Here is a 26,206-nt window from a genome sequence, read left to right on the forward strand (position 1 = left end):
GCTTCACCCTTCGGCTTGCCGGTAAATGATGGTGGTGCTGCCCACGACGATCCGCGAGCCGTCGCGGAGCGTAGCGCGGGTGGTGTGCTGCCCGTCCACCACGATGCCGTTGGTGGATCCGAGATCCTGGATCGTCGAGGGCGTTCCGGTCCGGATCTCGCAGTGCCGGCGGGAGACGCCGGGGTCGTCGATCCGCACGTCGGCGTCGGTGCTGCGGCCCAGCACCAGCGTCGCGCGGGAGATCTGGTGGCGGGTGCCGTTGATCTCGATCCAGTGGCGGGTGCGTCCGCCGGCGGCCGGGGCGGCCGGGGGCCGCTGGGCGCTCGCGGCGGGCGGGTAGCCGTAGCCGCCGGGGCGGCCGCCGGGCGGCGGCGCGGCCGGCATGGGCGGGGCGCCGGTGGGCGCGGCGGACGGCGGGTAGCCGTAGCCACCGGGGCGTCCGCCCTGCGCGGCGGCGGGCGCGCCGCCGCCTCCCGGGCCGCCCTGCTGGTTGCTGGAGGAGGCGAGCGTACGGCTGCGTACCCGGTACAGGCCGGTGTCGAGGTCGTCCGCCTTCTCCAGGTGCACCTTGATCGGGCCCATGAAGGTGTAGCGCTGCTGCTTGGCGTAGTCGCGCACCATGCCGGCGAGCTCGTCGCCGAGCTGGCCGGAGTAGGGGCTGAGCCGCTCGAAGTCCGGGGTGCTCAGCTCGACGATGAAGTCGTTGGGCACGACCGTCCGGTCGCGGTTCCAGATGGTGGCGTTGTTGTCGCACTCACGCTGGAGAGCTCCCGCGATCTCCACGGGCTGCACCTCGGACTTGAACACCTTGGCGAAGGTGCCGTTGACCAGACCTTCGAGACGCTGCTCGAACTTCTTCAGGACTCCCATGGGGCACCTCCTCCGTCGCTGCCGTCCTGTGTACTGCCCTGCGGGCCGCTTGCCTGGTACTGCTTACTGATCGTATCCACGCGCCGCTCGATCGGCTGGTTCCCCCTGTCAGCCCCGCCGACGGGTGTCGACGCATGACGAAGTTCCCTGTGGAGCTCCTCTTCGAACTCCTCCGGTGGTACAGCTGCGCGTAACCGCCTCGTGTATGCCTGACAAGGATCGTAGAGGCGGCTGAAGGCCAGTGTCCCGCACCCGGCTGTGGACCCGGGCCCCCTCCTGCGGAGACGGCGGGTACCGGTACGAGGTTGATACGTGAACCGGTACGCGTTGATACGTGGCAGGGACATCGAAGGTTCGGCGGGAGGTCTGCCTGCGGGGATAAGGGATGTGAACCCACCCCTTCCTGCGTGCTAATGTTCTGGGTGTCGGAAGGCGCCGGCCCGCAAGGGGCAGACGCCCAGGACACACCCAATGCGCGGGTGGCGGAATAGGCAGACGCGCTGGATTCAGGTTCCAGTGCCCGCAAGGGCGTGGGGGTTCAACTCCCCCCTCGCGCACCGTCGGAACGGGCGGCATCGATCAGATGCCGCCCGTTCTTCGTGTTGGTGGGTGTGACGGTTGTCTCGGCTTGCCCCGGGCTCTAGCCGTGTGAGGAAGCTCTCAGGTCCGTCGGTGTATCTCCGCCGGGTCCGCCGGGTCCGCCGGGCGGCGGCGCAGGGCGCGGCGGGGGCCGTCGTGGAGGCCACGGCCAGGAGAGCGCAGTCGGCCGCCGTCGTGCCGAGGGTCTGCCACGGAAGGGTGACGGTGGGCCGGACCGGCTGCAGCGCGAGGGCGCTCCACAGGCCGGCCAGGTTGACGCGGGTGACCAGGAGGCCGAGGAGCGCGCCTGGTGTCGACCGCGGAGATGCCCGTGTGGAGCAGGGCGATACCGAGGACCAGGAGGATGCCGAGGCGGGTGGTGCGGGGGTCGGTTTCGCGGGTGGGCGACGCGGAGAGTGCGCGGTGTGCCGTCGCCGAGTCATACCCCGACCCGGTCGCCCACCCGGCGCCGCTGCCATTCCTCGTTGACGGTGATCGAGTCGTCGTCGAGGTGATCAAGCCCGGCACGACCCGAAGCCGGCCCAAGGCCCTCCCGGTCGTCGACCCGTTGTATAAAACCAGCGAGTTGGTTTCATTACGTCGCATCAGAGCCCTGCAGGAGCCACGGGTGACCGAACAGGACCGGGCCGTCCGGACCCGAGTGGCGGGAGTGTGTGCACGGGCTGCTGGCCGAGGCGGAGCGCGGGGGTGAACTGGCCGCCGGTGTGACGCCGCACCGCACCGGTGCCGTCGTCCTCGCCGCCACGACCGGCACCGAGGTGCTGGCCCGGGAGGACCACGACTGGCTCGCCCGGCCCTCGCTGACCGATCTGTGGCGGCTGCTGCTGCCGTGCGTGGCGGCGCCGCGGGTGGCCGGGGCGCTCGATCCGGCGGGAAGCGGATCCGCGGAGGGCGGACCGGTGGAGAGCGGGCCAGCCGCCCCGGACCTTCAGGCGGATGCGGGCCGGGTGGGGCTCGCGGTGCGGTGGTCACTCGCCGTCGGCCGACAGTGAGTGAAGCCGTGGCCAAAACAAACCGGATGCCAAGTTATTTCGGCCCGCGGATCGCAGGATGGTTCCCCGGCCTCCGGACCAAGGAGCGATGAGTCATGGCACAGCAGGCCTGCCCCTTCCTGTCGATCGACCCGTCCGGTCAGGACCTCTACGGCGAGATATCCCGGATCCGTGCCCGGGGACCGGCCGTGCAGGTCGAACTCCCCGGTGGTGTACGGGCGTGGTGGATCACCGGCCTGGAGCTGAACAAGCGGCTCCTGGCCGGCCCCGAGACCAGCAAGGACGCCTACCAGCACTGGCCGGCCTGGATCAACGGGGACATCTCCCGCACCTGGCCGCTCGCCATCTGGGTCTCGGTGCGCAACATGGTCACCGCCTACGGCCCCGACCACAGCCGGCTGCGCAAGCCGATGGCCGCCGCCTTCACCAAGCGCCGCGTCGACGCGCTGCTGCCACGCGTCCAGGAGATCGTGGACCGGGCGCTGGACGGCCTGGAGCGCCTCCCGGAGGGCGAAGTCGTCGACCTGCGGGCGGCGTTCGCGGCGCCGGTCCCGCACGAGGTGGTGTGCGAGCTGTTCGGCGTACCGCCCGGCGAGGACGGTCCGCGCGCGGTCCTGTACCGCATCATCAACCGCTTCTTCGACACGGCGATCACCCTGGAGGACGCCCAGGCCAACGCGGTCGACCTCTACGGCACGCTGACCGCGTTCCTCCAGCACAAGCGGGAGCACCCGGCCGACGACCTGACGACGGCGCTCATCGCCGCGCGGGACGAAGGCGGCCTCAGCGAACAGGAGCTGATGGACAACCTGATCCTGCTGCTCACCGCCGGTTTCGAGACGACCGTCAACCTCATCGACAACACCGTGCACAGCCTGCTCGCCCATCCCGGGCAGCTCGACCTCGTCCGCTCCGGGCGGGCGACCTGGGAGGACGCCCTGGAGGAGTCGCTGCGCTTCGAGGCGCCGGGCGCCATGTCGGGTCTGCGCTATGCCGTCGAGGACATCGAGATCGAGCCGGGCCTGACCATCCCGAAGGGCGACCCGCTCGTGGTCTCCTTCGCGGGCGCCGGGCGCGATCCCGAGCGGCACGGGCCGGACGCCGAACGGTTCGACGTCACGCGCGCCACCAGCCGCGACCATGTGTCCTTCGGCCACGGCGTGCACCACTGCCTGGGCCGGCCCCTGGCCATGGCCGAGGCGAGCGTGGCCCTCACGTCGCTGTTCGCCCGCTTCCCGCGGCTGACCCTGGCCGATCCGTCGCGTCCGCCGAAGCGGCTGCGCTCCATCATCTCCACCGGCCACGAGGAGCTGCCGGTGCTGTTGCACGGCCGGGATCCGCGCCCGCGCCCTCAGGAAGCGGAGGCGATCAGGGAACCCGGCTCCGGAGGAACGCGCGGTACCAGGGCGCCGCGCGGGTGAACGCGGCCGCGAACCCCTCGCCGGGCGAGCAGTCGAAGTCCTTCCAGAACGCGTCGTCCACGAACCAGTGGTCGACGGTGAGCATGCCGAGGTGATGGAGGGCGAGCGGTGACCCGGCGGCCCGGTCGAGGGCGGTGGCGACGTCCACGGCCGTGCCGCCGCCGGGCTCCTCCACCTCCCGGCACACGGCCGCCAGCAGATCCTTGACCGCCACCGGCTCGGGGTGGTCTACGTGGTGCACACCGCCGTGGTGCGCCGGGGAGAGCGCGGCGGTCACCACGGCCCGGCCCAGGGTGTCGACGTCGACCATCGACTGGAGCGCCTCACAGCCGGTCAGGGTGGCCGACAGCTCGTTCAGCAGCCACACCAGCCCGGGGATCACCCACCGGTCGCCCTCGCCGTACACGAGGTGCGGGCGCAGCACCAGGCCGCCCGCGTCGAGGACGTGCTGCTCGGCGGCGGCCCGGGTCCGGCTGGTGGGCGACGCGGGCGCGATCGGCACCTCCCCCGGGCGTACACCCCGGAAGGGGCCCCGGCCGAGGACGGCGGCCGTACTGACGTACACGATCCGGCGTACTCCGGCGCGCACGGCCTCCTCGACCAGGGCCCGGGTGCCGTGGTCGTTGACCGCCCGGGCGGTTCCGGCGTCGCCGCCGACCCGCGTGGCGCAGTGCACCAGGACGTCGGTGTCGGCGCAGGCGCCGCGTAGGGAGGGCGAGGCGCAGAGGTCGCCGTGGACGTACTCGGGGCTGTGCGGTGCGTGCCGGGACAACAGGCGTACGTGGACGTCCGGTTGCCGTTGTGCCGTGGCGGCGACACGGCTGCCGACGAAGCCGCTGGCGCCGGTGATCAGAAGCTTGACCGTCACGACAGGGACCGTAGCGGCGCCGGCCGGGCGCAGGTCAGGGTGGCGGTGAAGACGGACTCGCCGTCCTGCCGCCCCGACACCCGGACGGTCGTCTCGCCGGGGTGTTCGGTGAGTACGTCGGTCTCTATGAGGCACGGGCCGTGCAGTTCGGCGTACCGGGTGAAGTCGGCCGTCATCGTGCTCGGCAGGAAGGGGCGCAGGCCGGTCGCGGCGGTCGCGGCCTGGCGGGCCGCCTCGAACAGGACCATGCCGGGGACGTGGTCGTTGGGCCGCGGGAAGAGGACCGGGTGGCCGGTGTCGACGCGCAGGTGCCAGACGCCGGGGCGGTCGGCGGGGGCGAGGACGACGTCCTCGGCGCGGGCCCGTCCCGCGGTCCGCGGCGCTATGCCGGGCAGCAGCGGCACCGGTGTGTCCGAGGCGTTCACCTTGCCCGCCCGCAGGCGGCGGTAGGCGCGCGGGGAGGTGCAGCCGGTGCTGCCGGTGCCCTGGGCGACGAACCGTCCCGCGCGGCGGAACTCCATCGTGGTCCGCATGCTGTGCAGCCCGCTGCCGCGGCGGCGGATCTCGGAGCACACGACGTCGACCTCGACCGGTTCGGCGGCGTCCGCCAGCAGCAGTGCGGACGGGTCGACGCGGACCGTCAGGTCCCACATGACGAAGTGTGTGTCGGCCGGGGCGCCGAACTCGGCGTGTGCCAGCACCATCGAGGCCTGCCGCAACGTTTCGCCTACGACCATCGGGTCCTGGTGGCGGTCGTCCACTGGGCCGAAGAACGAGTGGGCGGCCGGCCAGTGGGCGGTGAACCGGAAGCGGGTGTCGGAGATTCGGGTCCACCGGGTGGGGAAGACGTCCTGCTCGGTGGTGCGGTGGGCGAGTTCCTTGGTGACGGTGACGGTGACATTGGTGTGGGAGTGAGGGGCGGGGTGTCCGGTGACGGGGGACGGTCGCGCGGGTCCTTCGGAGGTGGCCGGTGCCGCGGGTCCTCCGGCGGCGGGGCCCGGCGGCGCGATCTGTCGGGGAACGGTGGTCTGTGGTGGGTTCTCGACGGTCGTAGCGGTTCCGTTTGCCGGACGGCCCCCGCGTCCGGTCTGATCGTCCGTGAGTGCGCTTAAAGGCCCTGTCTGCGGCATGAGAACAAGATACGGACGAGACGGTTTTTTTCAAAGGGTGAGGCAGCCGCCGGTACAGGCTCTCGCGCCCTCGCCACACAGCGACTTCACAGGGATCGACGGAGATCAGGAGGCACCCGATGGCGCGACAGGAGCGCGCGATCCGCACCCGGCAGACCATCCTGGAGGCGGCCGCGGCCGTCTTCGACGAACGCGGCTACACCTCGGCGACCATCGGCGAGATCCTGGACCGGGCAGGCGTCACCAAGGGCGCGCTGTACTTCCACTTCGGCTCCAAGGAGGAGCTGGCGGTGGGGGTCTTCGAGGAACAGCTCGCCATCACCCTCCCGCCGCAGTCCAGCAAGCTCCAGGAGCTCGTCGACTCCGGTCTGGTGATGGCCCGCCGGCTGCGGTCCGAACCGCTGGTGCGGGCCAGTGTGGGGCTCGCCCTCGACCAGGGGGCCATGGACCTCGACCGCACACCGGCCTTCCAGATGTGGATCGACCAGAACGTGCAGCTGCTGACCGAGGCGAAGACGCGGGGCGAACTGCTCCAGCACGTCGACGTGGCGGAGACGGCGGAACTGCTGGTCGGCAGCTTTTCCGGGGTGCAGCTGCTGTCCCAGCTGCGCTGCCAGCGGCAGGATCTCGAGCGCCGTGTCGTCGTGCTGTTCGAGCACTTCCTGCCCAGCATCACCGTGCCCGCGGTGCTGGCCCGGCTCGACATCTCGGTGGACCGGGCCGAGCGGGTGCTGACCGAGGCGCGGATGCGGGAGGAAGCGGCCGTGCCGGCGCAGGCCACCGTGCCCTCGGGGGCGTAGCCGGCCGCCTCCGCACCACGACCGGCCTGGGCTGTCCACAGCTCTGAAGTTGTCCACAGGGTCTGACGCGTTTCGGCCCGCCGGTTGTACGGTCGGCACGAGTTGATGTTCGTGCGCGTGCGGGGGAGGCGGTCGGGATGAGCAGGGCTGGAGCTCAGGACGAGGGCGGGGCCATGGCGAGGGACGGGGCGCGGCGCCGGCTGCCCCGGGTGCGCGGCTTCGCCGAGTGGCCGGCCGAGGGCTCGCCCAAGGACGAGGGCAAGGCCCTGCGCAAGCAGATCCCGCGCGGCGCGCACGCCACCCTCGACCTGGACGCGTCCCGGCCCGACGCGGTGAGCGCGGTGGAGGAGTCGAGCCGTGGCCGGCTGCCCGAGCTGACCCCGATCCGGGTCGGCCGCATGGCCGCCACCCCCTTCGCCTTCCTGCGCGGCACGGCCGGCCTCATGGCGTACGACCTGGCGCGCACGCCCATGACCCGGATCCGGGCCCAGATCTGCGGCGACGCCCACGCGGCCAATTTCGGCCTCTACGGCGACGCCCGCGGCGGCCTGGTCATCGATCTCAACGACTTCGACGAAACGGTGCTCGGCCCTTGGGAGTGGGACCTCAAGCGTCTCGCGACCTCCCTGGTGCTCGCGGGCCGGGTGGCGGGCGCCGACGAGGACCAGTGCCGCAAGGCGGCCTACGACGCCGCGGGCGCCTACCGCAGGACCATGCGGCTGCTGGCCGGACTCCCGGTGCTGGACGCCTGGAACGCCATCGCGGACGAGGAGCTCGTCTCCCACACCGACGCCCATGATCTGCTCGGCACGCTGGAGCGGGTCTCCGAGAAGGCCCGCCACAACACCAGCGGCCGCTTCGCGGCCAAGTCGACCGAGGCCACCGAGGACGGCGGGCGCCGCTTCGTGGACGCCCCGCCGGTGCTGCGGCGCGTCCCGGACGCGGAGGCCGCGGCGGTGGCGGCGTCCCTGGAGGAGTACGTCGGCACCCTTCAGGAGGACCGTCTGCCGCTCCTCGCCCGGCACGCGGTGCAGGACGTGGCCTTCCGGGTCGTCGGCACGGGCAGCGTCGGCACCCGGTCCTATGTGGTGCTGCTCCTGGACCACCGGGGTGAGCCGCTGGTGCTCCAGGTGAAGGAGGCGCGGGCGTCGGCGCTGGTACCGCATCTGACGACGGCCGGCTTCGAGGTGCCGGACGCCGGTCATGAAGGCCGGCGGGTCGTGCTGGGCCAGAAGCGGATGCAGGTCGTGAGCGACAACCTGCTGGGCTGGACCACGGTCGACGGGTTCCACTTCCAGGTCCGCCAGTTCCGCAACCGCAAGGGCAGCGTCGACCCTGCCGCCCTCGCCCCCGACCAGATGGACGACTACGGCCGCATGACCGGCGCGCTCCTGGCCCGCGCGCACGCGCACAGCGCCGATCCGCGGCTCATCGCCGGCTACTGCGGGAAGAACGAGGAGCTGGACGAGGCGATGGCGGCCTTCGCCGTGGCCTATGCGGACCGCACCGAGGCGGACCACGCGGAGCTGGTGGCGGGGGTGAGGGCGGGGAAGGTCCCGGCGGAGATGGGGGTGTAGGAGGCGCGAGCGCGGGGCTGCCGGCCTCCGTGCGGCCGGAGCGCCCGGCCGAGCCCGGGTGGGCCGCGCCCCCGTGCTGTCCTCCGCGGCACGGACCCGGTCGGGCCGTCACCTAGGCTGGTCGGGTGACGACCCCGGAAGCTGAGCAGGATGGCGGCGACGCCGCACGGCCGGAGGCGCGGCTGGAGCGGGCCGTGCGGGCCGCCGAGCAGGCGTTGATCGAGTACGAGATCGCGGTGGAGACCTTCCGCGTCGAGGTCGAGAACTTCTCCCGGCTGCACGAGCAGAAGCTCGGCCCGCTGTACGCCCGGCTCGAGGAGCTGGACGCCCGGATCCTCGAGGCCAGAGCCGTCCGCAGCGGCGACCCCGCGGACCGGGCGCGGGCGGAGGAGGCCCGGGCGCGACTCGCCCCGATCCCCGGCGTCGAGGAGCTGCTGCACGGCTGGATGGACGGCAGCGGTCTGTTCCCGGAGGCCACGGCGATGCTCACGGACCAGCCGGTCCGGCCCCCGCAGCGGGTCCGCCCCAGCGAGGAGGCCCGCAAGCTCTACCGCGACCTCGCCCGCAAGGCCCACCCTGACCTGGCGCAGGAGGAGAAGGAGCGCCGGCGGCGCGAGGAGTTCATCACCCGGGTCAACGCCGCCTACGCCCGGGGCGACGAGGTGGAGCTGCGTGAGCTCGCCGAGGAGTGGGCCAAGGGGCCCGAGCTGAAGCGGGGCCCGAGCCGCGCCGAGGAGCTCTACGCCCGCCTCGAATGGCTCGCCCAGCGCAAGGAACTGCTCGCCCTGCTCGCCAGGGAGCTGGAGGACAGCGCCATCGGTCACATGCTCCAGCTGGCCCCGGACGACCCGGACCGGCTCCTGGACGAGATCGGGCAGGGGCTGCTCGCCCAGGTCACCGAGCGGGAGACGGAGCTGGCCGCGCTGCTCGGCGAGGAAGAGGGAGAGGGCCGGGGCTGAGCCGTGCCCCGGCTGATGCGTCGGCCGGTTCGGGGTAGCGTCGGACGCATGAGTTTTGGAGCTGGTGTGCCCACGGTCGCGGTCGCGGACCTCAAGGACGGTGACTTCCTGCTGGACGTCCGGGAGGACGACGAGTGGAAGGCCGGTCACGCCGAAGGGGCGCTGCACATCCCCATCAGCGAGTTCGTCGCCCGCTACGGCGAGCTGACCGAGGCCGCCCCGCAGGACGGCCGGGTCCATGTGATCTGCCGTTCGGGGGGCCGCAGCGCCCAGGTCACGATGTATCTGGCCCAGCAGGGCATCGACGCGGTGAACGTCGACGGCGGTATGCAGGTCTGGGAGGCGGCGGGTCGTCCCGTCGTGACGGACGAGGGGCAGCAGGGGTTCGTCCTCTGAGAACCCACTCGGCCGCCCGCCCCACGTGGTCAGGCCAGCGGGTGGGCCGCCAGCAGGTCCCCCAGGGCCTCTTCGTGTGCCGCCGCCGGGCCGAGTGACAGTTCCAGGTGCTTGGCCCAGGCGTGGTACCGGTGCAGGGGGTAGTCGACGTCGGCGCCGAACCCGCCGTGCAGATGCTGCGCGGTCTGCACGACCCGGCGGACGCCCTCCGCCGCCCAGATCTTGGCGACGGCCACGTCTCCCGCCGCGGGCAGCGCGCCCGGTGCCCCGGAGGTGATCCGCCAGGCGGCCTGCCACAGGGTGGCCTCCATCGCGCGCAGGTCGATGTAGCGGTCGGCGGCCTGCACGGCGACGGCCTGGAAGGTCGCGATCGGGAACCCGAACTGCTCCCGCTCGCTCGTGTACTCCCCGGTCATCCGCAGCACGCGTTCCCCGAGTCCGAGCGCCAGCGCGCACGTCCCGGTGGCCAGCAGGGCCCGTAGCCACTCCCACGCCCCGTCGGCGTCGATCACGTCCCGGGCGGCGAGCCGGGCCGACTGCAGCCGCAGCTCGCCGAGCCGCTCGCCGCTGGTGGAGAACTGCTCGGCGAGGACGGCACCCTCGTGCCCGCGCGGCACCAGGGCCAGCAGGGTCCGGCCGGTCCCGGTGTGCGCGGGGACGAGGGTGACGTCCGCGTCGTAGGCCCACGGCACCGCCGTCTGCACCCCGTCCAGCACCCACGTCTCGCCGTCCTGGCGGGCGGTCACGGCCTGGTCGGCCGGGTCGTGGCCGGTGCGGCCGTGCGCGGCGACGGTCAGGACGAGTTCGCCCCGGCCGGCCCGGCCGAGCAGGTCCGCCTTCGCCTCTTCACCGCCGTAGGCCTGGACGGCCGCCGCTGCCGCGCTGCTCTCCAGCAGGGGCACCCTGGCCAGCACCCGCGCCGACTCCCGCAGCACCAGGCACAGCGCGATGGCGTCCAGGCCCGCCCCGCCGTACCGCGGGTCGAGCAGCAGGCTCAGCAGGTCCGCGTCGGCGAGCCTGGCCCACAGGGCGCGGTCGTACGTCTCGGCGACGGCGCCCGGTGTGAGGGCCGGGCTGGGCACGGCGTCGGGCGCGACCCCGGCGAACACGCCCTTCGCCGCCTCGGCCGCCGCCTGCTGCTCCTCGGTGAAGGTGAAGTCCACGGTGCCTGTCCTTCCGGATCCCGTTGAACTGACGGGGCGTCAAGATAGAACAGGTTCTAGAAGAAGGGAATGGGCGTACGGGCGGGCGCCGTAGGGTGTCACTCCTGTGGACGACCGGCCGGACCGCCCTGTGGATAACCTGCGGGGGTCTCCTGTGGACCAGGGGGACCGCGGCTGCCGGGCGGTCGCACTCGCCGTACGGGCGGCTCCGCGGTGTGGCGACGGCCACGGCGGGACCGGCGGGCAGGGGCTGTGCCCGGGTGGGCGTCCTGAGTACCGTTCCCGTGCCGATGCCGCGCGCCGGTGCGCGGGCGGTACGACGCCCTCGCGGCCGGGCGGACGGAACGACGGACCGGGATCGTGGAACGGGGCGGAATGGACGCGTACGACGAGGGCTCGAACGCCCGGCACGGCCCGGACGCGCCGAGCCGGCCGGCCCCGCCCCCGGGGCGGGGCGCACCGGCGGAGTCCGCCGGCGAGGGCGTGCGGTCCGGGTCTTTCGAGCCGGGCGTGCGATCCGGGCCGCTCGGGTCGCCGGGGCCGTCCGGGTCGCCGGGGCCGTCCGGGCCGCTCGGGCCTCACCCGCCCGGCGAGCCCCGTACCGGCATCACCGCCCTGTCTCTGCGCTACCAGATCGGCGTCGTCCTGGCGCTCGCGGTCGTGGCCGTCGGGGTGTGCGTGCATCTCGGGATGACGTTCCTGCATGTCGCGCCGGCGAACACGGTCACCAAGGCGCACGGCAAGGCCGTGGACGACTGGATCTACCCGGAGTTCGAGCAGAACTGGAAGCTCTTCGCGCCGAACCCGCTCCAGCAGAACATCTCGATCCAGGTCCGGGCCGGGATCCGCGGACCGGACGGCATGACGCTGACCACCGGCTGGTACGACCTGTCCGCCGAGGACGGCAAGGCCATCGACGGCAACCTGCTGCCCAGCCACACCCAGCAGAACGAGCTGCGCCGCGCCTGGGACTTCTTCGTCGCCACGCACGACGGCGAGAACCGCCCCGTGGGCCTGCGCGGCTCGCTCTCCGAGGCGTATCTGCGCCGGATCATGGTGCTGCGCCTCGACCGCGACGACGCGGTGCGGGCCACGACCGGGGGCGCCGGGGTGATCGAACGCGTGCAGGTCCGTTCCCGCACGAGCAACGTGCCGCCGCCCGAGTGGAGCCGGGAGAAGGTTGCCACGACGCCGTCCTACCGGGAGCTGCCGTGGTGGAAGGTGCCGCAGGACGAGGCCGAGGGGGGCGTGCGGTGAACCGCTTCTCGCTGGCCGTCTCGGGCGGTATCGCCCGTGTCACCGAGGCGGCCCTCGGCCCCTGGCAGACGGCCGTCATCCGCATCGGCTTCAGCGCCACCTGGCTGCTGTTCCTGCTCCGCGAACTCCCCCACCGCCACGAGCTTTACGGTCCCGACGGCCCCTGGAGCTGGGATCTCGCCGAGCAGCTGGTCGGCTCCAACGGCTCCTTCACCACCCTGATGTGGTCGGACGGCCGGGTCTGGTTCGAGATCGTCTACGCGCTGGCGGTCCTCTCCAGCGCCCTGCTGATGCTGGGCTGGCGCACCCGCACCATGTCGGTGCTGTTCATGGTCGGCGTGCTGTCGCTGCAGAACCGCAGCGTCTTCATGGGCGACGGCGGCGACAACGTGCTGCACCTGATGTCGATCTACCTGGTGTTCACGCGGTGCTCCCAGGTGTGGTCGCTGGACGCCCGGCGGGCCGCGCGGGATCGGGCGGCACGCGCGCGGGGCGAGCGGGTCACGGACCGGACCGGCCCGGTTCTGTGGGGCGTGCTCGGGTTCGTGCTGGTCGCGGCCACCCTGGCCGGACGGATGCAGGGCGACTGGCTGATACCCGCGGTGCTGTGGACGGTGTGGGTGGCGCAGGCCCTGTGGTGGCTGGTCGGGCGCCGGGCCGGGACCGGCGAGCCGCGGATCCTGCTGGACGTGGTCGCCAACATCGTCCACAACGGCGCTCTGCTCGTGATCATGGCCGAGGCGTGCCTGATCTACGCGACGGCCGGCTGGTACAAGGTCCAGGGCTCCCGCTGGCAGGACGGCACCGCGGTCTACTACCCGCTCCACCTGGAGTACTTCTCGCCCTGGCCCGCTCTCGCCGACCTGCTGTCCACCAGCGGCACGATGGTGATGCTCGTGACCTACGGGACGGTCCTCGTACAGGTCGCCTTCCCGTTCACCCTGTTCAACCGGCGGGTGAAGAACGTCCTGCTCGCGGTCATGATGACCGAGCACGCCGTGATCGCGGTGGTCCTCGGACTGCCGTTCTTCTCGCTGGCGATGATCGCGGCGGACGCGGTGTTCCTGCCGACGGCCTTCCTGCGCCGCCTGGGCGGCCGGATGGCACGCGCGCGGGAGCGGCTCCCGCACCGGGGCGGGCGTACGCCGGTCCCCCGGCAGCGCGAGCCCGAGAGCCCCGAGGCGGCGCACGTAGGCTTCGGGGCATGACCGACCCCGTGACCGTCTGGCACCGGCATGCCGGCGACACCGTCCTGCTCGACGGGTTCCACGCTCTCAAGCACGCGCTGCGTTTCGGCGCCGAGGTGCCGGTGGCGGTCACCGTCGACCGGGCCGCCGCACTCGCCCTCGCCGACGAGCTGGCCCCGGACGTACGGGACGCGCTGGCCGGGCTGCTGACGGAGGTGCCGCACGGGACGTACGCGTCGTTCGTGCCGCGCCCGCACCCCACCGCCGTGGCCGCCCTGGCCGTACGGCCGTCCCGCGCCTCCAGTCTCGCGAAGCTGGCGCACGTGCCGCGCACGGCCCCGGTCGTGGTCCTCGACAACCCGCGCAACCTCGGCAACGCGGGCGCGGTGATCCGCCTGGCCGCCGGTTTCGGGGCGACCGGGGTGGTGACGACCGGGACGGTCGACCCCTGGCACCCGACGGTCGTGCGCGGCGGGGCGGGACTGCACTTCGCGACGACGGTGGAGCGACTGACCGTCGAGGAGCTGCCGCCCGGCCCGCTGTTCGCCCTGGACCCGGAGGGCGACGACATCCGGGGCGTCAAGCTGCCGGACGACGCCGTCCTCGCCTTCGGTTCCGAACGCACGGGCCTGTCGGCCGACCTGCGCGCCCGGGCCGACCATCTGCTGTCCCTCCCGATGCGCCCCCAGGTCTCCAGCTACAACCTGGCGACCAGCGTGGCCATGACCCTGTACCACTGGAGCTGCGGAGCGCCCCTTTAGGGAAGTCTCAGGCGTCCCGCCGCACCTCGACCACCCGGAACCGGTTGGCCACGAACGCCCCGTCGCACAGCGCCGCACTGGCCGCCGGGTTGCCGCCCGAGCCGTGGAAGTCGGAGAAGGCAGCCGTCTGGTTCACGTAGACCCCGCCCGTGAGGTTCAGCGACAGCTGCGCCGCCTCCTCCAGGCAGACCTCCTGCACGGCCTGCTCGACCTCCGGGTCGGTGGTGTACGCCCCGACGGTCATCGCGCCCTTCTCGCGGACGGTCCGCCGCAGCAGCTCCGCCGCGTCCGCGGCCGAGTCGACCGCCACGGCGAAGGACACCGGCCCGAAGCACTCGCTCATGTACGCGGCCTCATCGTCCGGCTTGGCCCCGTCCAGCTTCACGATCACCGGCGTGCGGACGACCGCCCCCGGGAAGTCCGGGTTGGCGATCTCCCGGGAGGCCAGGGCGACCTCGCCCAGCCCCGAGGCGGCCTCCAGCCGGGCCTTCACCTCCGGGTTGACGATCGCGCCGAGCAGGGCGTTCGCCCGGGCGTCGTCTCCGAGCAGCCCGTCGACCGACTCGGCGAGATCAGCGACCACCTCGTCGTAGGACTTGGGGCCCTGGTCGGTGGAGATGCCCTCGCGGGGGACGAGCAGGTTCTGCGGGGTGGTGCACATCTGGCCGCTGTACAGGGACAGCGAGAACGCGAGGTTGGAGAGCATGCCCTTGTAGTCGGACGTGGAGTGGACGACGACCGTGTTGACGCCGGCCTTCTCCGTGTAGACCTGCGCCTGGCGGGCGTTGGCCTCCAGCCAGTCGCCGAACCCGGTCGAGCCCGTGTAGTCGATGATCCGGATCTCGGGGCGCAGCGCGAGGGTCTTGGCGATGCCCTCGCCGGGGCGCTCGGCGGCCAGCGCCACCAGGTTCGGGTCGAAACCGGCCTCGGCGAGCACCTCGCGGGCGACCTGCACGGTCAGCGCGAGCGGCAGCACCGCGCGCGGGTGCGGCTTGACCAGCACCGCGTTGCCGGTGGCGAGGGAGGCGAACAGGCCCGGGTAGCCGTTCCACGTCGGGAAGGTGTTGCAGCCGATCACCAGGCCGATGCCGCGGGGGACCGGCGTGAACTGCTTGGTCATGGCCAGCGGGTCGCGCTTGCCCTGGGGCTTGGTCCACTCGGCGTTGTCGGGGGTGCGCACCTGCTCCACGTACGCGTAGGCCACCGCCTCCAGGCCGCGGTCCTGCGCGTGCGGCCCGCCCGCCTGGAACGCCATCATGAAGGCCTGGCCGGAGGTGTGCATGACCGCGTGCGCGAACTCGTGCGTCCGGTCGCTGATGCGCTTGAGGATCTCCAGGCAGACCACCGCGCGCTGCTCGGCGCCCGCGTCCCGCCAGGCCCGCTGGCCGGCCTTCATGGCGGGCAGCAGCACGTCGAGGTCCGCGTGCGGGTACGTCACGGCCAGGTCGATGCCGTACGGGGAGGTCTCGCCGCCCACCCAGCCGTCCGTGCCCGGCTGGCCGAGGTCGAGGCGGGAGCCGAGCAGGGCGTCGAAGGCGGCCTTGCCCGCCGCCGCGTCCAGGCTGCCGTTCTCCCCGTAGGCCTTCGGGTGCTCGGGGTGCGGGGACCAGTACGCGCGCGTGCGGATCGCTTCCAGCGCCTGGTCGAGGGTGGACCGGTGCCGGGCGATCAGCTCGTGCGCCGAGAGTGCGGCGGTCATGGGTGACCAACTCCTCGTCTCAAGAACTCTTCGTCGAGTTCATGACCTGGGCAGAAACCTGGGCAGGAACACTCGGACAGAGCTAGAGTAACCGAACGATCGGTCGGTTCAAGGGGGTCCGCCGCATCTGTGGAAAACCCCGTGCGGGAGGATCGCGCACATGACAGCACTCGACCTCAGCAGCCCCGTGGCCGTCGTCGGCACCGGCACCATGGGTCAGGGGATCGCCCAGGTCGCGCTGGTCGCGGGCCATCCCGTACGGCTGTACGACACCGTCCCCGGGCGGGCCCGGGAGGCGGCCGGTGCGATCGGCGCCCGCCTGGACCGGCTCGTCGAGAAGGACCGGCTCACCGGCGCCGACCGGGACGCCGCACGCGCCCGGCTGCTGCCCGCCGAGGGCCTCGCCGAGCTCGCCGACTGCGCCCTGGTCGTCGAGGCGGTCCTGGAGCGGCTGGACGTCAAACAGGAGCTGTTCCGCGAGCTGGAGGGCCTCGTCTCCGACGACTGCCTGCTCGCCACCAACACCTCGTCGCTGTCCGTCACGGCCATCGGCGGCGCCCTGCGTGCCCCCGGCCGGTTCGTCGGCCTGCACTTCTTCAACCCCGCGCCGCTGCTGCCGCTGGTCGAGGTCGTCTCCGGGTTCGCCACCGACGTCACGTACGCCACGCGCGCGTACGAGACCGCCCGTGCCTGGGGCAAGACGCCGGTCGCCTGCGCGGACACCCCCGGTTTCATCGTCAACCGCATCGCCCGGCCTTTCTACGCCGAGGCCTTCGCGGTCTACGAGGCGCAGGGCGCCGACCCGGCCACCATCGACGCCGTGCTGCGCGAGTCGGGCGGCTTCCGCATGGGCGCGTTCGAGCTGACCGACCTGATCGGCCAGGACGTCAACGAGTCCGTCACGCAGTCGGTCTGGCAGTCCTTCTTCCAGGACGTGCGCTTCACGCCGTCCCTCGCCCAGCGGCGCCTGGTCGAGTCCGGCCGGCTGGGCCGCAAGACCGGCCACGGCTGGTACGACCACGGCGACGGCGCCGAGCGCCCCGAGCCGGACACCGCCGAGAAGCGGCAGCCGCCCGCCTACGTCGTCGCCGAGGGAGACCTGGGACCGGCCGCCGAGCTGCTCGCCCTGATCCGCGAGGCGGGCATCCCGGTCCGCGACCAGGGCGACGACGAGGACCAGGGGGCCTGTCTGCTCCTCCCGAGCGGCGGCCGGCTCGTCCTCGCCGACGGGCTGACCTCCGCGGAGTTCCGGGACGTCGTCTACTTCGACCTCGCGCTCGACTACCGCAAGGCCGGCCGGATCGCCCTGTCGGCCTCCCAGGACACCTCCCCGCAGACCCTCGCCGAGGCCACCGGCCTCTTCCAGGCGCTCGGCAAGCAGGTCAGCTTCATCGGCGACGTGCCCGGCATGATCGTCGCCCGCACGGTCGCGCGGATCATCGACCTGGCGCACGACGCGGTCGCCAAGGGCGTGGCCACGGAGGAGGACATCGACACCGCGATGCGCCTCGGTGTCAACTACCCGCTGGGCCCCTTCGAGTGGAGCCGCCGGCTCGGCCGTTCCTGGGCCTACGCGCTCCTGGACGACCTCCACCGGTGCGACCCCTCGGGGCGCTACGCGCCGTCCCTGGCGCTGTACCGCCACGCCCACGCCTCCGACCCGCGGGAGGGCACAGCCTCATGACCACCGCCAGGCGCGACACCTACACGCCGGACACGCTGCTGTCCGTCGCCGTACAGGTGTTCATCGAGCGTGGCTACGACGGCACCTCCATGGAGCACCTCTCCAAGGCGGCCGGCATCTCCAAGTCGTCGATCTACCACCATGTCGCCGGCAAGGAGGAGCTGCTGCGACGGGCCGTGAGCCGGGCCCTGGACGGCCTCTTCGGGATCCTGGACGAGGAGCACGCGCGCGTGGGGCGCGCCGCCGACCGCCTGGAGTACGTCGTCCGGCGCATGGTCGAGGTGCTCATCGCCGAACTGCCCTACGTGACCCTCCTGCTGCGGGTGCGCGGCAACACCGACACCGAGCGGTGGGCCCTGGAGCGGCGCCGGGATTTCGACCACCGGGTGTCCGACCTGCTCAAGGCGGCCGCCGCGGACGGGGACGTGCGCGCCGACATAGAGGTCCGCCTGGTGACCCGGCTGGTCTTCGGCATGATCAACTCGATCGTCGAGTGGTACCGGCCGGACGTCCGCGGCATGAGCGAGCGCGAGGTGGCCGACGCGGTGGTGCAGCTGGCGTTCGGGGGCCTGCGCAAAGCCGGGTGACGGCGCGCGCCGCCTGAGTACGCGCGCGTGGCGGGAATGAGTACGCGGTCCGAGGCGCCGGCCGGCCGGCGGTGATGGGCTGGGCGCATGATCCGGAACGACGCACAGCCTGCCGCCGCCCACCGGACGTGGTGGCGGGCGCCCCTGGTGACCACCCTGCTCGGCCTGCCGGTCCTCGCCTGGGAGTACGGCTGGTTCCGCTCCCACGACGGCCCCGGCGCCTTCGGGGGTGTCCTCTACTGGGCGTCCGGCCTGCTGCTGCTCGCCTGGGTGCTGCCCCGCCGCCGCTGCCCGCGAGGCCTGCGCGGGGCGGTGGCCGGCGCGGGCCTCGGATGCGCGCTGCTCCCCCTGACGTTCGCGATCCTGCTGGGAGCGGCGTGGGGCCTCTCCGCCTGACGGCCGCCTGCAGGGGCGCTCACCCCTGCGGCTCCAGATCCTCCTCCTCGAACACCAGCAGCGTGCGCGTGCTGAGCACCTGCGGGATCGCCTGGAGCCGGGTCAGCACCAGCTCGCGCAGCGCCCGGTTGTCGGACACGTGGACCAGCAGCAGTACGTCGAAGTCCCCGCCCACCAGGGCGATGTGGGAGGCGCCGGGCAGCTGTCTGAGCTCCTCGCGCACCGTGCGCCAGGAGTTCTGGACGATCTTCAGCGTGATGTACGCGGACGTGCCCTGCCCCGCGCGCTCGTGGTCGACGCGGGCGCCGAAGCCGCGGATGACGCCGTCCTCGACGAGCCGGTTGATGCGGGCGTAGGCGTTGGCGCGCGAGACGTGGACCCGCTCGGCGACCGACCGTATCGAGGCGCGGCCGTCCGCCTGGAGCATGCTCAGGATGTCCTGGTCGATGGCGTCCAGGGGCCGCGGCGGCGGCAGTACGCCGCTGTCGTCCTGTCCTTCGGCCATTTGTTCAGTCGCCACCTGCCCCCGCCTCTCTGTCATGGACGTACTGCGTCCATCTCAGGCTGTGGAGAACCGTTTGTCCACAGCCTGAGGTCACCCGTAGCCAAAATGTGCCGACGACCGAACAATCGGTAGGTGAGGCGCATCACAGCCGACGCGCCTCTCCAAGCCGCTCCCACGAGGAGGTGCCGTCATGACGGTCATGGAGCAGCGGGGCGCGTACCGGCCGACCCCGCCGCCCGCCTGGCAGCCGCGCACGGATCCCGCGCCGCTGCTGCCCGACGCGGAGCCGTACCGCGTCCTCGGCACCGAGGCGGCCGCGAAGGCCGACCCGGAGCTGCTGCGCACGCTGTACGCGCAGCTGGTGAAGGGCCGCCGCTACAACGCGCAGGCCACCGCCCTCACCAAGCAGGGCCGTCTCGCGGTCTACCCCTCCACCACCGGCCAGGAGGCCTGCGAGGTCGCCGCCGCGCTCGTGCTGAAGGAGCAGGACTGGCTCTTCCCGAGCTACCGCGACACGCTCGCCGTGGTGGCCCGCGGGGTGGACCCCGTCGAGGCGCTCACCCTGCTGCGCGGCGACTGGCACACCGGCTACGACCCGTACGAGCACCGGGTCGCCCCCCTGTGCACCCCGCTCGCCACCCAGCTGCCGCACGCCGTGGGCCTCGCCCACGCCGCCCGCCTCAAGGGGGACGACGTGGTCGCGCTGGCCATGGTCGGCGACGGCGGCACCAGCGAGGGCGACTTCCACGAGGCGCTGAACTTCGCCGCCGTCTGGCAGGCCCCGGTCGTCTTCTTCGTGCAGAACAACGGCTTCGCGATCTCCGTACCGCTCGCCAAGCAGACCGCGGCCCCGTCGCTGGCCCACAAGGCCGTCGGCTACGGCATGCCCGGCCGCCTGGTCGACGGCAACGACGCCGCCGCCGTCCACGAGGTCCTCTCCGACGCCGTACGCCACGCCCGCGCGGGCGGCGGCCCCACCCTCGTCGAGGCGATCACCTACCGCGTCGACGCCCACACCAACGCCGACGACGCGACCCGCTACCGCGGCGACGCCGAGGTCGAGACCTGGCGCGAGCACGACCCGATCCAGCTGCTGGAGCGCGAGCTGACCGGGCGCGGCCTGCTCGACGAGGCCGGCATCGAAGCCGCCCGCCAGGACGCCGAGACCATGGCCGCGGCCCTGCGCGAGCACATGAACCAGGACCCGGTCCTCGACCCCATGGACCTGTTCGCCCACGTCTACGCCGAGCCCACCGGGCAACTGCGCGAGCAGTGCGACCAGCTGCGGGCCGAGCTGGAGGCCGAGGCCGACACCGAGCCCGAGGGGGGCACGCACCGATGACCACCGTCGCCGTCAAGCCGGCCACCATGGCGCAGGCCCTCACGCGCGCGCTGCGCGACGCCATGGCCGCCGACCCCGCCGTGCACGTCATGGGCGAGGACGTCGGCACCCTCGGCGGCGTCTTCCGCGTCACCGACGGCCTCGCCAAGGAGTTCGGCGAGGACCGCTGCACGGACACCCCGCTCGCCGAGGCGGGCATCCTCGGCACCGCCGTCGGCATGGCGATGTACGGCCTGCGCCCGGTCGTGGAGATGCAGTTCGACGCGTTCGCCTACCCGGCGTTCGAGCAGCTCATCTCGCACGTGGCCCGGACCCGCAACCGCACCCGCGGCGCAATGCCCCTGCCGATCACCATCCGCGTCCCCTACGGCGGCGGCATCGGCGGTGTCGAGCACCACAGCGACTCCTCCGAGGCGTACTACATGGCGACTCCGGGGCTCCACGTCGTCACGCCCGCCACCGTCGCCGACGCCTACGGGCTGCTGCGCGCCGCCATCGCCTCCGACGACCCGGTCGTCTTCCTGGAGCCCAAGCGGCTGTACTGGTCGAAGGACTCCTGGAACCCCGAGGAGCCGGCGCCCGTCGAGCCGATAGGCCGCGCGGTGGTGCGGCGCCCCGGCCGGAGCGCCACCCTCGTCACGTACGGGCCGTCCGTACCCGTCTGCATGGAGGCGGCCGAGGCGGCCCGGGCCGAGGGCTGGGACCTCGAAGTCGTCGATCTGCGCTCCCTGGTGCCGTTCGACGACGAGACGGTGTGCGCCTCGGTGCGGCGGACGGGACGCGCGGTCGTCGTCCACGAGTCGGGTTCCTTCGGGGGCCCCGGCGGGGAGATCGCGGCCCGGGTCACGGAACGCTGCTTCCACCACCTGGAGGCGCCGGTGCTGCGCGTGGCCGGGTTCGACATCCCGTATCCGCCGCCGATGCTGGAGCGCCACCACCTGCCCGGTGTGGACCGGATCCTGGACGCCGTGGGGCGCCTGCAGTGGGAGGCCGAGAGCTGATGGCACAGGTGCTGGAGTTCAAGCTGCCCGACCTCGGTGAGGGGCTCACCGAGGCGGAGATCGTGCGCTGGCTGGTCGAGGTCGGCGACGTCGTCGCCATCGACCAGCCGGTCGTCGAGGTCGAGACGGCCAAGGCGATGGTCGAGGTGCCGTGCCCCTACGGCGGTGTGGTCACGGCCCGCTTCGGCGAGGAGGGCACGGAACTGCCCGTCGGGGCCCCGCTGATCACGGTGGCGGTGGGGGAGCGGCCGGCCTCCGGCGCCGGCGACACCGGATCCGAGGGCTCGGGCAACGTCCTCGTCGGTTACGGCACCTCCGAGGCGCCCGCGCGGCGCCGCCGGGTCCGGCAGGAGCGGCCGGTGTCCGGCACGCCCGCGACAGCCGGGCAGGCCGGTGCCGCCGGTGCGGTGAACGGGCGGGGCGACGCCGCCACGGCTCCGGTGAACGCGCAGGCCGGTGGCCCCGCGACGACGGTGAACGGGCAGGCCGGCGGCCTCGCGGCGGAGGACGGCCCCGTTCCCGTGATCTCGCCCCTGGTACGCCGGCTGGCGCGGCAGAACGGCCTGGACCTGCGGGAGCTGACCGGGTCCGGCCCGGACGGGCTGATCCTGCGGGCGGACGTGGAGTACGCCCTGCGGGCCGCGGGGCAGGGCGTGACGGCACCGTCGGCGGAGCCGCACCCGCGCGTGCCGCAGGCATCCGCGCCCCAGCCCGCGGTGGCGTCCTCCGCGGCAGCGGCGCCCGGCGAGATCCGCACCCCGCTCAAGGGCATCCGCGGCGCCGTCGCCGACAAACTGGCGCGCAGTCGCCGCGAGATCCCGGACGCCACCTGCTGGGTGGACGCCGACGCCACGGAGCTCATGCGGGCGCGCGCGGCCATGAACGCGGCCGGCGGACCGAAGATCTCCCTCCTCGCCCTGCTGGCCCGGATCTGCACGGCGGCCCTCACCCGCTTCCCCGAGCTCAACTCCACGGTGGACGCGCAGGCCAGGGAGGTCGTCCGGTTCGACCATGTGCACCTGGGCTTCGCGGCGCAGACCGAGAGGGGCCTCGTCGTCCCGGTCGTACGGGACGCGCACGCGCGGGACGCCGAGTCGCTGACCGCCGAGTTCGCCCGGCTGACCGAGGCGGGCCGGACGGGGACGCTGACGCCCGCCGAACTCACCGGCGGCACCTTCACGCTGAACAACTACGGCGTCTTCGGCGTCGACGGCTCCACCCCGATCATCAACCACCCCGAGGCCGCCATGCTCGGCGTCGGCCGCATCGTCCCCAAGCCGTGGGTGCACGAGGGCGAGCTGGCGGTGCGGCAGGTCGTCCAGCTCTCGCTCACCTTCGACCACCGGGTGTGCGACGGCGGCGTGGCGGGCGGCTTCCTGCGGTACGTGGCGGACTGCGTGGAACAACCGGCGGTGCTGCTGCGGACGCTCTGACGTGATCGTGTCGGTTCCCCCGCGTTCCCTGTGATCGCGGGGGCACGCATACTCGGGGGGTGACCGCCTACGAGCCCCCCGGTGAACCCGGCGCCGGCCCCGGCCCCGGCCAGGGGGCGCACCCCACCGGGTACGACGCCGTCGTGCTCGCGGGAGGTGCGGCCCGGCGCCTGGGCGGCACCGACAAACCCGGTGTGCGCGTGGGCGGGCGGGCCCTGCTCGACCGGGTGCTCGCCGCGTGCGGCGGTGCCCGGAGCACCGTCGTCGTCGCCGCGCCCCGGCCGACCGCACGGCCCGTGACCTGGGCCCGCGAGGACCCGCCCGGCGGCGGACCGCTCGCCGCGCTGGACGCCGGGCTCCGCCACACCACGGCCGAGCACGTCGTGGTGCTCTCCGCCGACCTGCCGTTCCTTCAGGAGCCGACCGTCGGCCGCCTGCTGAACGCGCTGCGGGCGAGCGGCCGCGACGGCGTGCTGCTGACCGACCCCGGCGGCCGCGACCAGCCGCTCGTGGCCGCCTACCGCGCGCCGCGGCTGCGCGAGGAGCTCGCGCTCCTCGCCGACCGGCACGGCGCTCTCGCCGGTCTCCCCCTGCGGCGTCTCACCGCCGAGTTGAATCTCACCCGCGTCTCCGACCCCGTCGCGTCCTTCGACTGCGACACCTGGGACGACATCGCCACCGCCAGGGCACGTATCAGGGAGCATGGGAACGTGTTGGATGAATGGATTTCCGCCGTCAAGGACGAACTGGGGATCGACCTCGATGTCGACACCCGCGGCCTGCTCGACCTCGCCCGCGACGCCGCCCACGGGGTGGCCCGGCCCGCGGCGCCGCTGACCACCTTCCTCGTCGGCTACGCGGCCGCGCGGGCCGGCGGAGGCCCCGAGGCGGTCGCCGAGGCCGCCCGCAAGGCCGCCGCCCTCGCCGTCCGCTGGGCGCAGGAGAGCACCTCCGAGGCCCAGCCCCCCGGCAACGGGCCGCAGTCCTCCCAGGGCGATGTGGCCCCCGACGCCACGCCCGACACCCGCCCGGACGCCGGATGACCCCGCAACGCGCCCGAACCGGTGAGGACGCCGAGGACCTCGACGTCGAGGAGGTGCTCGCCCTCGTGAACAACAGCAACGGCAACCACCTGCCCGACCCCGCAGCACGAGGCGGGACGGACAGCGCCCGCGCCCCCCACCGGCCGGACCCCTCCGCCCGGGCCGACACCCGCCACCGCGCCACTCCCTGGCCCGAGGCCCGGGCCCTCGCGGAACGCGCCGGCCGGAACGCCGCCCGGGCCGCCCGCCGCGCCCCCGTCTCCGCGCCCCTCGACACGGCCCTCGGGCTGACCCTCGCCGCCCCGCTCGACGCCCTCACCGACCTGCCCTCCTTCGACACCTCCGCGATGGACGGCTGGGCGGTCTGCGGCCCCGCCCCCTGGCACGTCCGGGACGAGGGCGTCCTCGCCGGGCACGCCGCGCCCGCGTCCCTCACCGACGGCGAGGCCGTCCGTATCGCCACCGGCGCCCGCATCCCCCCGGACACCACCGCGGTCCTGCGCAGCGAGCACGGCCGCACCGACGACAAGGGCCGCCTCCACGCGACCAGGGACGTCGTCCCCGGCCAGGACATCCGCCCCCGCGGCCAGGAGTGCCGCAGCGGCGACCAGCTCCTCGCCGTAGGCACCCTCGTCACCCCGGCCGTCCTCGGCCTCGCGGCGGCGGCCGGATACGACACCGTCACCGCCGTCCCCCGCGCCCGCGCCGAAGTCCTCGTCCTCGGCGACGAGTTGCTCACCGAGGGCCTGCCGCACGACGGCCTGATCCGGGACGCACTCGGCCCGATGCTGCCGCCCTGGCTGCGGGCGCTCGGCGCCGAGGTCACCGCCGTCCGGCGCATCCGCGACGACGCCGACGCCCTGCACCAGGCCATCACCACCTCCGACGCCGAGGTCATCCTCACCACCGGCGGCACCGCGGCGGGCCCCCTCGACCACGTCCACCCCACCCTGAGCCGGATCGGCGCCGAACTCCTCGTGGACGGCGTCAAGGTGCGCCCGGGCCACCCCATGCTGCTGGCCCGCATCACGGAGACGCAGCACCTCGTGGGCCTCCCGGGCAACCCGCTCGCCGCCGTCTCCGGCCTGCTGACGCTCGCCGAGCCGCTGCTGCGGATCCTCGCGGCCCGCCCGGCCCCGGAGCCGTACACGATGCCGCTGCGGGACGCCGTGCACGGGCACCCGCACGACACCCGGCTCGTCCCCGTCGTCCTGCGCGGCGACGAAGCCGTGCCGCTGCACTACAACGGCCCCGCCATGCTGCGCGGCATCGCGGCGGCCGACGCGCTGGCCGTCGTCCCACCGGGCGGCGCACGTCCGGGCCAGGACGCGGAACTGCTGGACCTGCCCTGGGCGTCCGGAGGAATCGGGGTGTGTTTCACGTGAAACTTCCGGGCCAGGACGCGATCGCCCGCCAGGCCGACGAGCATCTGGTGACCCATCGGGTGAAACTCCCGAGGAAAGTGGTGGAGCACCCGATCCGCCAGGTCCTCAAGCGGCTCTCCATGGCGCTCGTGGTCCTCGTCGTGACCGCGCTGATCGTCTACGCCGACCGCGACGGCTACAACGACAACGCGGGCGGCGGACTCACCCTCCTCGACGCGTTCTACTACGCCACCGTCACCCTCTCCACCACCGGCTACGGTGACATCACCCCCGCCGGTGACGCCGCCCGGCTCACGAACATCCTCGTCGTCACGCCCCTGCGCGTGCTGTTCCTGATCATTCTGGTCGGCACCACCCTCGAAGCCCTCACCGAACGCACCCGGGAGGAGTGGCGACTGACCCGCTGGAGGTCCACGTTGCGCGATCACACCGTCGTCATCGGCTTTGGCACGAAGGGCAGGTCGGCGATCCGGACCGTCTGCGCGACGGGTCTGAAGAAGGAGCAGGTGGTCGTGGTCGACCCCAGCTCCAAGGTGGTCGACGCCGCGACCGCCGAGGGCTACGCGGGCATCGTCGGGGACGCGACCCGCAGCGAGGTGCTGAAGCGGGCCGAGGTGCACAAGGCGCGTCAGATCATCATCGCGACCCAGCGCGACGACACCGCGGTCCTGGTGGCGCTGACGGCCCGCCAGCTCAACCGCGGGGCGAAGATCGTGGCCACGGTGCGGGAGGAGGAGAACGCGCCGCTGCTCAAGCAGTCGGGAGCCGACGCGGTCATCACCAGCGCCAGTGCCGCCGGCCGGCTGCTCGGCCTGTCCGTGCTCAGCCCCTCCGCCGGCATGGTGATGGAGGACCTCATCCAGCAAGGCAGCGGCCTCGACATCGTCGAACGGCCGGTCGTCAAGGCCGAGGTGGGCAAGACGCCGCGGGAGGTGGCCGACCTGGTCGTGAGCGTCATACGCGGTCACCGGGTCCTCGGCTACGACGATCCGGCCGTCGGGAGGCTGGAGTTGACCGACCGGCTCATCACCATCGTCCGGAAGACCCCGGCCACCCAGGTCGCGCCGGACATCCGGCCGATGCCCCCGATGCCCCGCAACAACGGACGAGCAGAGTGAACAGCCGGCCGCCCCGCACCCATACGGTGCGC

Annotated in this window: 24 protein-coding genes and 1 tRNA gene; 19 read left to right on the forward strand and 6 right to left on the reverse strand. The window is 73.2% G+C overall.

Annotation, left to right across the window (positions count from 1 at the left end; genetic code table 11):
• Window positions 1–3: 3 nt before the first annotated feature.
• Complete coding sequence (locus ACIRDU_RS13040; protein ID WP_403577940.1) at window positions 4–870, reverse strand: FhaA domain-containing protein; 867 nt, start codon at window positions 868–870, stop codon at window positions 4–6.
• Between the two features lie 473 nt (window positions 871–1,343).
• On the opposite strand from ACIRDU_RS13040, the gene ACIRDU_RS13045 reads away from it, so the two are divergent.
• The 3 genes from ACIRDU_RS13045 to ACIRDU_RS13055 all read left to right on the forward strand — a co-directional run bounded on the left by ACIRDU_RS13045 (window position 1,344) and on the right by ACIRDU_RS13055 (window position 3,883).
• A tRNA-Leu gene (locus tag ACIRDU_RS13045) sits at window positions 1,344–1,427 on the forward strand.
• Between the two features lie 696 nt (window positions 1,428–2,123).
• Window positions 2,124–2,462: a hypothetical protein gene (locus tag ACIRDU_RS13050; RefSeq protein ID WP_403577943.1), complete on the forward strand. Its 339-nt coding sequence runs from the start codon at window positions 2,124–2,126 to the stop codon at window positions 2,460–2,462.
• A gap of 95 nt (window positions 2,463–2,557) precedes the next feature.
• The gene (locus ACIRDU_RS13055; protein ID WP_403577945.1) at window positions 2,558–3,883 is read left to right on the forward strand and encodes a cytochrome P450; all 1,326 of its coding nucleotides are present in this window, start codon (window positions 2,558–2,560) and stop codon (window positions 3,881–3,883) included.
• Here ACIRDU_RS13055 and ACIRDU_RS13060 read toward each other — a convergent pair.
• Together ACIRDU_RS13060 and ACIRDU_RS13065 are read right to left on the reverse strand one after the other, a co-directional pair.
• A complete protein-coding gene (locus ACIRDU_RS13060; protein ID WP_403577948.1) occupies window positions 3,831–4,751 on the reverse strand; it encodes an NAD-dependent epimerase/dehydratase family protein in 921 nt (306 codons plus the stop codon). The genes ACIRDU_RS13055 and ACIRDU_RS13060 overlap by 53 nt on opposite strands.
• Window positions 4,748–5,881, reverse strand: coding sequence for a ScbA/BarX family gamma-butyrolactone biosynthesis protein (locus ACIRDU_RS13065; protein WP_403577951.1), 1,134 nt, complete (start codon window positions 5,879–5,881; stop codon window positions 4,748–4,750). Before ACIRDU_RS13065 ends, ACIRDU_RS13060 begins: the two co-directional genes overlap by 4 nt.
• 119 nt (window positions 5,882–6,000) lie before the next feature.
• Here ACIRDU_RS13065 and ACIRDU_RS13070 point away from each other — a divergent pair, with 119 nt between their 5' ends.
• From ACIRDU_RS13070 to ACIRDU_RS13085, 4 genes are all read left to right on the forward strand, one after another.
• Window positions 6,001–6,681, forward strand: coding sequence for a ScbR family autoregulator-binding transcription factor (locus tag ACIRDU_RS13070; RefSeq protein ID WP_403577954.1), 681 nt, complete (start codon window positions 6,001–6,003; stop codon window positions 6,679–6,681).
• Window positions 6,682–6,818: 137 nt separating this feature from the next.
• Entirely contained in the window at window positions 6,819–8,258 is a 1,440-nt protein-coding gene (locus tag ACIRDU_RS13075) for a DUF2252 domain-containing protein (RefSeq protein WP_403577956.1), read from the forward strand.
• A 125-nt stretch (window positions 8,259–8,383) separates the two neighbouring features.
• Window positions 8,384–9,217: a hypothetical protein gene (locus ACIRDU_RS13080; protein WP_403577958.1), complete on the forward strand. Its 834-nt coding sequence runs from the start codon at window positions 8,384–8,386 to the stop codon at window positions 9,215–9,217.
• Window positions 9,218–9,283: 66 nt separating this feature from the next.
• Window positions 9,284–9,613, forward strand: a complete 330-nt coding sequence (locus tag ACIRDU_RS13085; RefSeq protein ID WP_403578985.1) for a rhodanese-like domain-containing protein — start codon at window positions 9,284–9,286, stop codon at window positions 9,611–9,613.
• A gap of 29 nt (window positions 9,614–9,642) precedes the next feature.
• Here ACIRDU_RS13085 and ACIRDU_RS13090 read toward each other — a convergent pair whose 3' ends face one another.
• Window positions 9,643–10,776 (reverse strand): acyl-CoA dehydrogenase family protein, encoded by a 1,134-nt coding sequence (locus ACIRDU_RS13090; protein ID WP_403577961.1) that lies wholly within the window; start codon window positions 10,774–10,776, stop codon window positions 9,643–9,645.
• Window positions 10,777–11,151: 375 nt separating this feature from the next.
• Between ACIRDU_RS13090 and ACIRDU_RS13095 the strand changes: the two genes are divergently transcribed.
• Genes ACIRDU_RS13095 through ACIRDU_RS13105 form a run of 3 tightly spaced genes read left to right on the forward strand, consistent with a single transcriptional unit; the run spans window position 11,152 to window position 13,981 of the window.
• Window positions 11,152–12,033 carry a DUF5819 family protein gene (locus tag ACIRDU_RS13095; RefSeq protein ID WP_403578987.1) on the forward strand — a complete coding sequence of 294 codons (882 nt, stop codon included), beginning with the start codon at window positions 11,152–11,154 and terminating at the stop codon, window positions 12,031–12,033.
• Window positions 12,030–13,241 (forward strand): HTTM domain-containing protein, encoded by a 1,212-nt coding sequence (locus ACIRDU_RS13100; protein WP_403577964.1) that lies wholly within the window; start codon window positions 12,030–12,032, stop codon window positions 13,239–13,241. Before ACIRDU_RS13095 ends, ACIRDU_RS13100 begins: the two co-directional genes overlap by 4 nt.
• The gene (locus ACIRDU_RS13105; protein ID WP_403577967.1) at window positions 13,238–13,981 is read left to right on the forward strand and encodes a TrmH family RNA methyltransferase; all 744 of its coding nucleotides are present in this window, start codon (window positions 13,238–13,240) and stop codon (window positions 13,979–13,981) included. The genes ACIRDU_RS13100 and ACIRDU_RS13105 overlap by 4 nt, the downstream gene beginning before the upstream one ends.
• 7 nt (window positions 13,982–13,988) lie before the next feature.
• Here ACIRDU_RS13105 and paaN read toward each other — a convergent pair whose 3' ends face one another.
• Window positions 13,989–15,680: a phenylacetic acid degradation protein PaaN gene (gene paaN / locus ACIRDU_RS13110; protein WP_403577970.1), complete on the reverse strand. Its 1,692-nt coding sequence runs from the start codon at window positions 15,678–15,680 to the stop codon at window positions 13,989–13,991.
• A 160-nt stretch (window positions 15,681–15,840) separates the two neighbouring features.
• On the opposite strand from paaN, the gene ACIRDU_RS13115 reads away from it, so the two are divergent.
• The 3 genes from ACIRDU_RS13115 to ACIRDU_RS13125 all read left to right on the forward strand — a co-directional run bounded on the left by ACIRDU_RS13115 (window position 15,841) and on the right by ACIRDU_RS13125 (window position 18,347).
• A complete protein-coding gene (locus ACIRDU_RS13115; RefSeq protein WP_403577973.1) occupies window positions 15,841–17,364 on the forward strand; it encodes a 3-hydroxyacyl-CoA dehydrogenase in 1,524 nt (507 codons plus the stop codon).
• Window positions 17,361–17,951, forward strand: coding sequence for a TetR/AcrR family transcriptional regulator (locus ACIRDU_RS13120; RefSeq protein WP_403577976.1), 591 nt, complete (start codon window positions 17,361–17,363; stop codon window positions 17,949–17,951). The genes ACIRDU_RS13115 and ACIRDU_RS13120 overlap by 4 nt, the downstream gene beginning before the upstream one ends.
• An 87-nt stretch (window positions 17,952–18,038) precedes the next feature.
• The gene (locus ACIRDU_RS13125; RefSeq protein WP_403577979.1) at window positions 18,039–18,347 is read left to right on the forward strand and encodes a hypothetical protein; all 309 of its coding nucleotides are present in this window, start codon (window positions 18,039–18,041) and stop codon (window positions 18,345–18,347) included.
• A gap of 19 nt (window positions 18,348–18,366) precedes the next feature.
• Here ACIRDU_RS13125 and ACIRDU_RS13130 read toward each other — a convergent pair whose 3' ends face one another.
• On the reverse strand, window positions 18,367–18,852 hold the full coding sequence (locus tag ACIRDU_RS13130; RefSeq protein WP_403577982.1) for an Lrp/AsnC family transcriptional regulator: 486 nt from the start codon (window positions 18,850–18,852) through the stop codon (window positions 18,367–18,369).
• Between the two features lie 190 nt (window positions 18,853–19,042).
• On the opposite strand from ACIRDU_RS13130, the gene pdhA reads away from it, so the two are divergent.
• Genes pdhA through ACIRDU_RS13160 form a run of 6 tightly spaced genes read left to right on the forward strand, consistent with a single transcriptional unit; the run spans window position 19,043 to window position 26,174 of the window.
• The gene (pdhA, locus tag ACIRDU_RS13135; RefSeq protein WP_403577985.1) at window positions 19,043–20,194 is read left to right on the forward strand and encodes a pyruvate dehydrogenase (acetyl-transferring) E1 component subunit alpha; all 1,152 of its coding nucleotides are present in this window, start codon (window positions 19,043–19,045) and stop codon (window positions 20,192–20,194) included.
• Entirely contained in the window at window positions 20,191–21,195 is a 1,005-nt protein-coding gene (locus tag ACIRDU_RS13140; protein ID WP_403577988.1) for an alpha-ketoacid dehydrogenase subunit beta, read from the forward strand. Before pdhA ends, ACIRDU_RS13140 begins: the two co-directional genes overlap by 4 nt.
• The gene (locus ACIRDU_RS13145) at window positions 21,195–22,628 is read left to right on the forward strand and encodes a dihydrolipoamide acetyltransferase family protein (protein WP_403577991.1); all 1,434 of its coding nucleotides are present in this window, start codon (window positions 21,195–21,197) and stop codon (window positions 22,626–22,628) included. The genes ACIRDU_RS13140 and ACIRDU_RS13145 overlap by 1 nt, the downstream gene beginning before the upstream one ends.
• A 59-nt stretch (window positions 22,629–22,687) precedes the next feature.
• The gene (locus ACIRDU_RS13150; protein WP_403577994.1) at window positions 22,688–23,671 is read left to right on the forward strand and encodes an NTP transferase domain-containing protein; all 984 of its coding nucleotides are present in this window, start codon (window positions 22,688–22,690) and stop codon (window positions 23,669–23,671) included.
• Window positions 23,668–25,056, forward strand: a complete 1,389-nt coding sequence (locus ACIRDU_RS13155; RefSeq protein WP_403577997.1) for a molybdopterin molybdotransferase MoeA — start codon at window positions 23,668–23,670, stop codon at window positions 25,054–25,056. Before ACIRDU_RS13150 ends, ACIRDU_RS13155 begins: the two co-directional genes overlap by 4 nt.
• Entirely contained in the window at window positions 25,053–26,174 is a 1,122-nt protein-coding gene (locus tag ACIRDU_RS13160) for a potassium channel family protein (protein ID WP_403578990.1), read from the forward strand. Before ACIRDU_RS13155 ends, ACIRDU_RS13160 begins: the two co-directional genes overlap by 4 nt.
• The last annotated feature ends 32 nt before the right edge of the window (window positions 26,175–26,206 follow it).

The organism is Streptomyces sp. NPDC093598, from assembly GCF_044764825.1.
Taxonomy (GTDB): Bacteria; Actinomycetota; Actinomycetes; order Streptomycetales; family Streptomycetaceae; genus Streptomyces.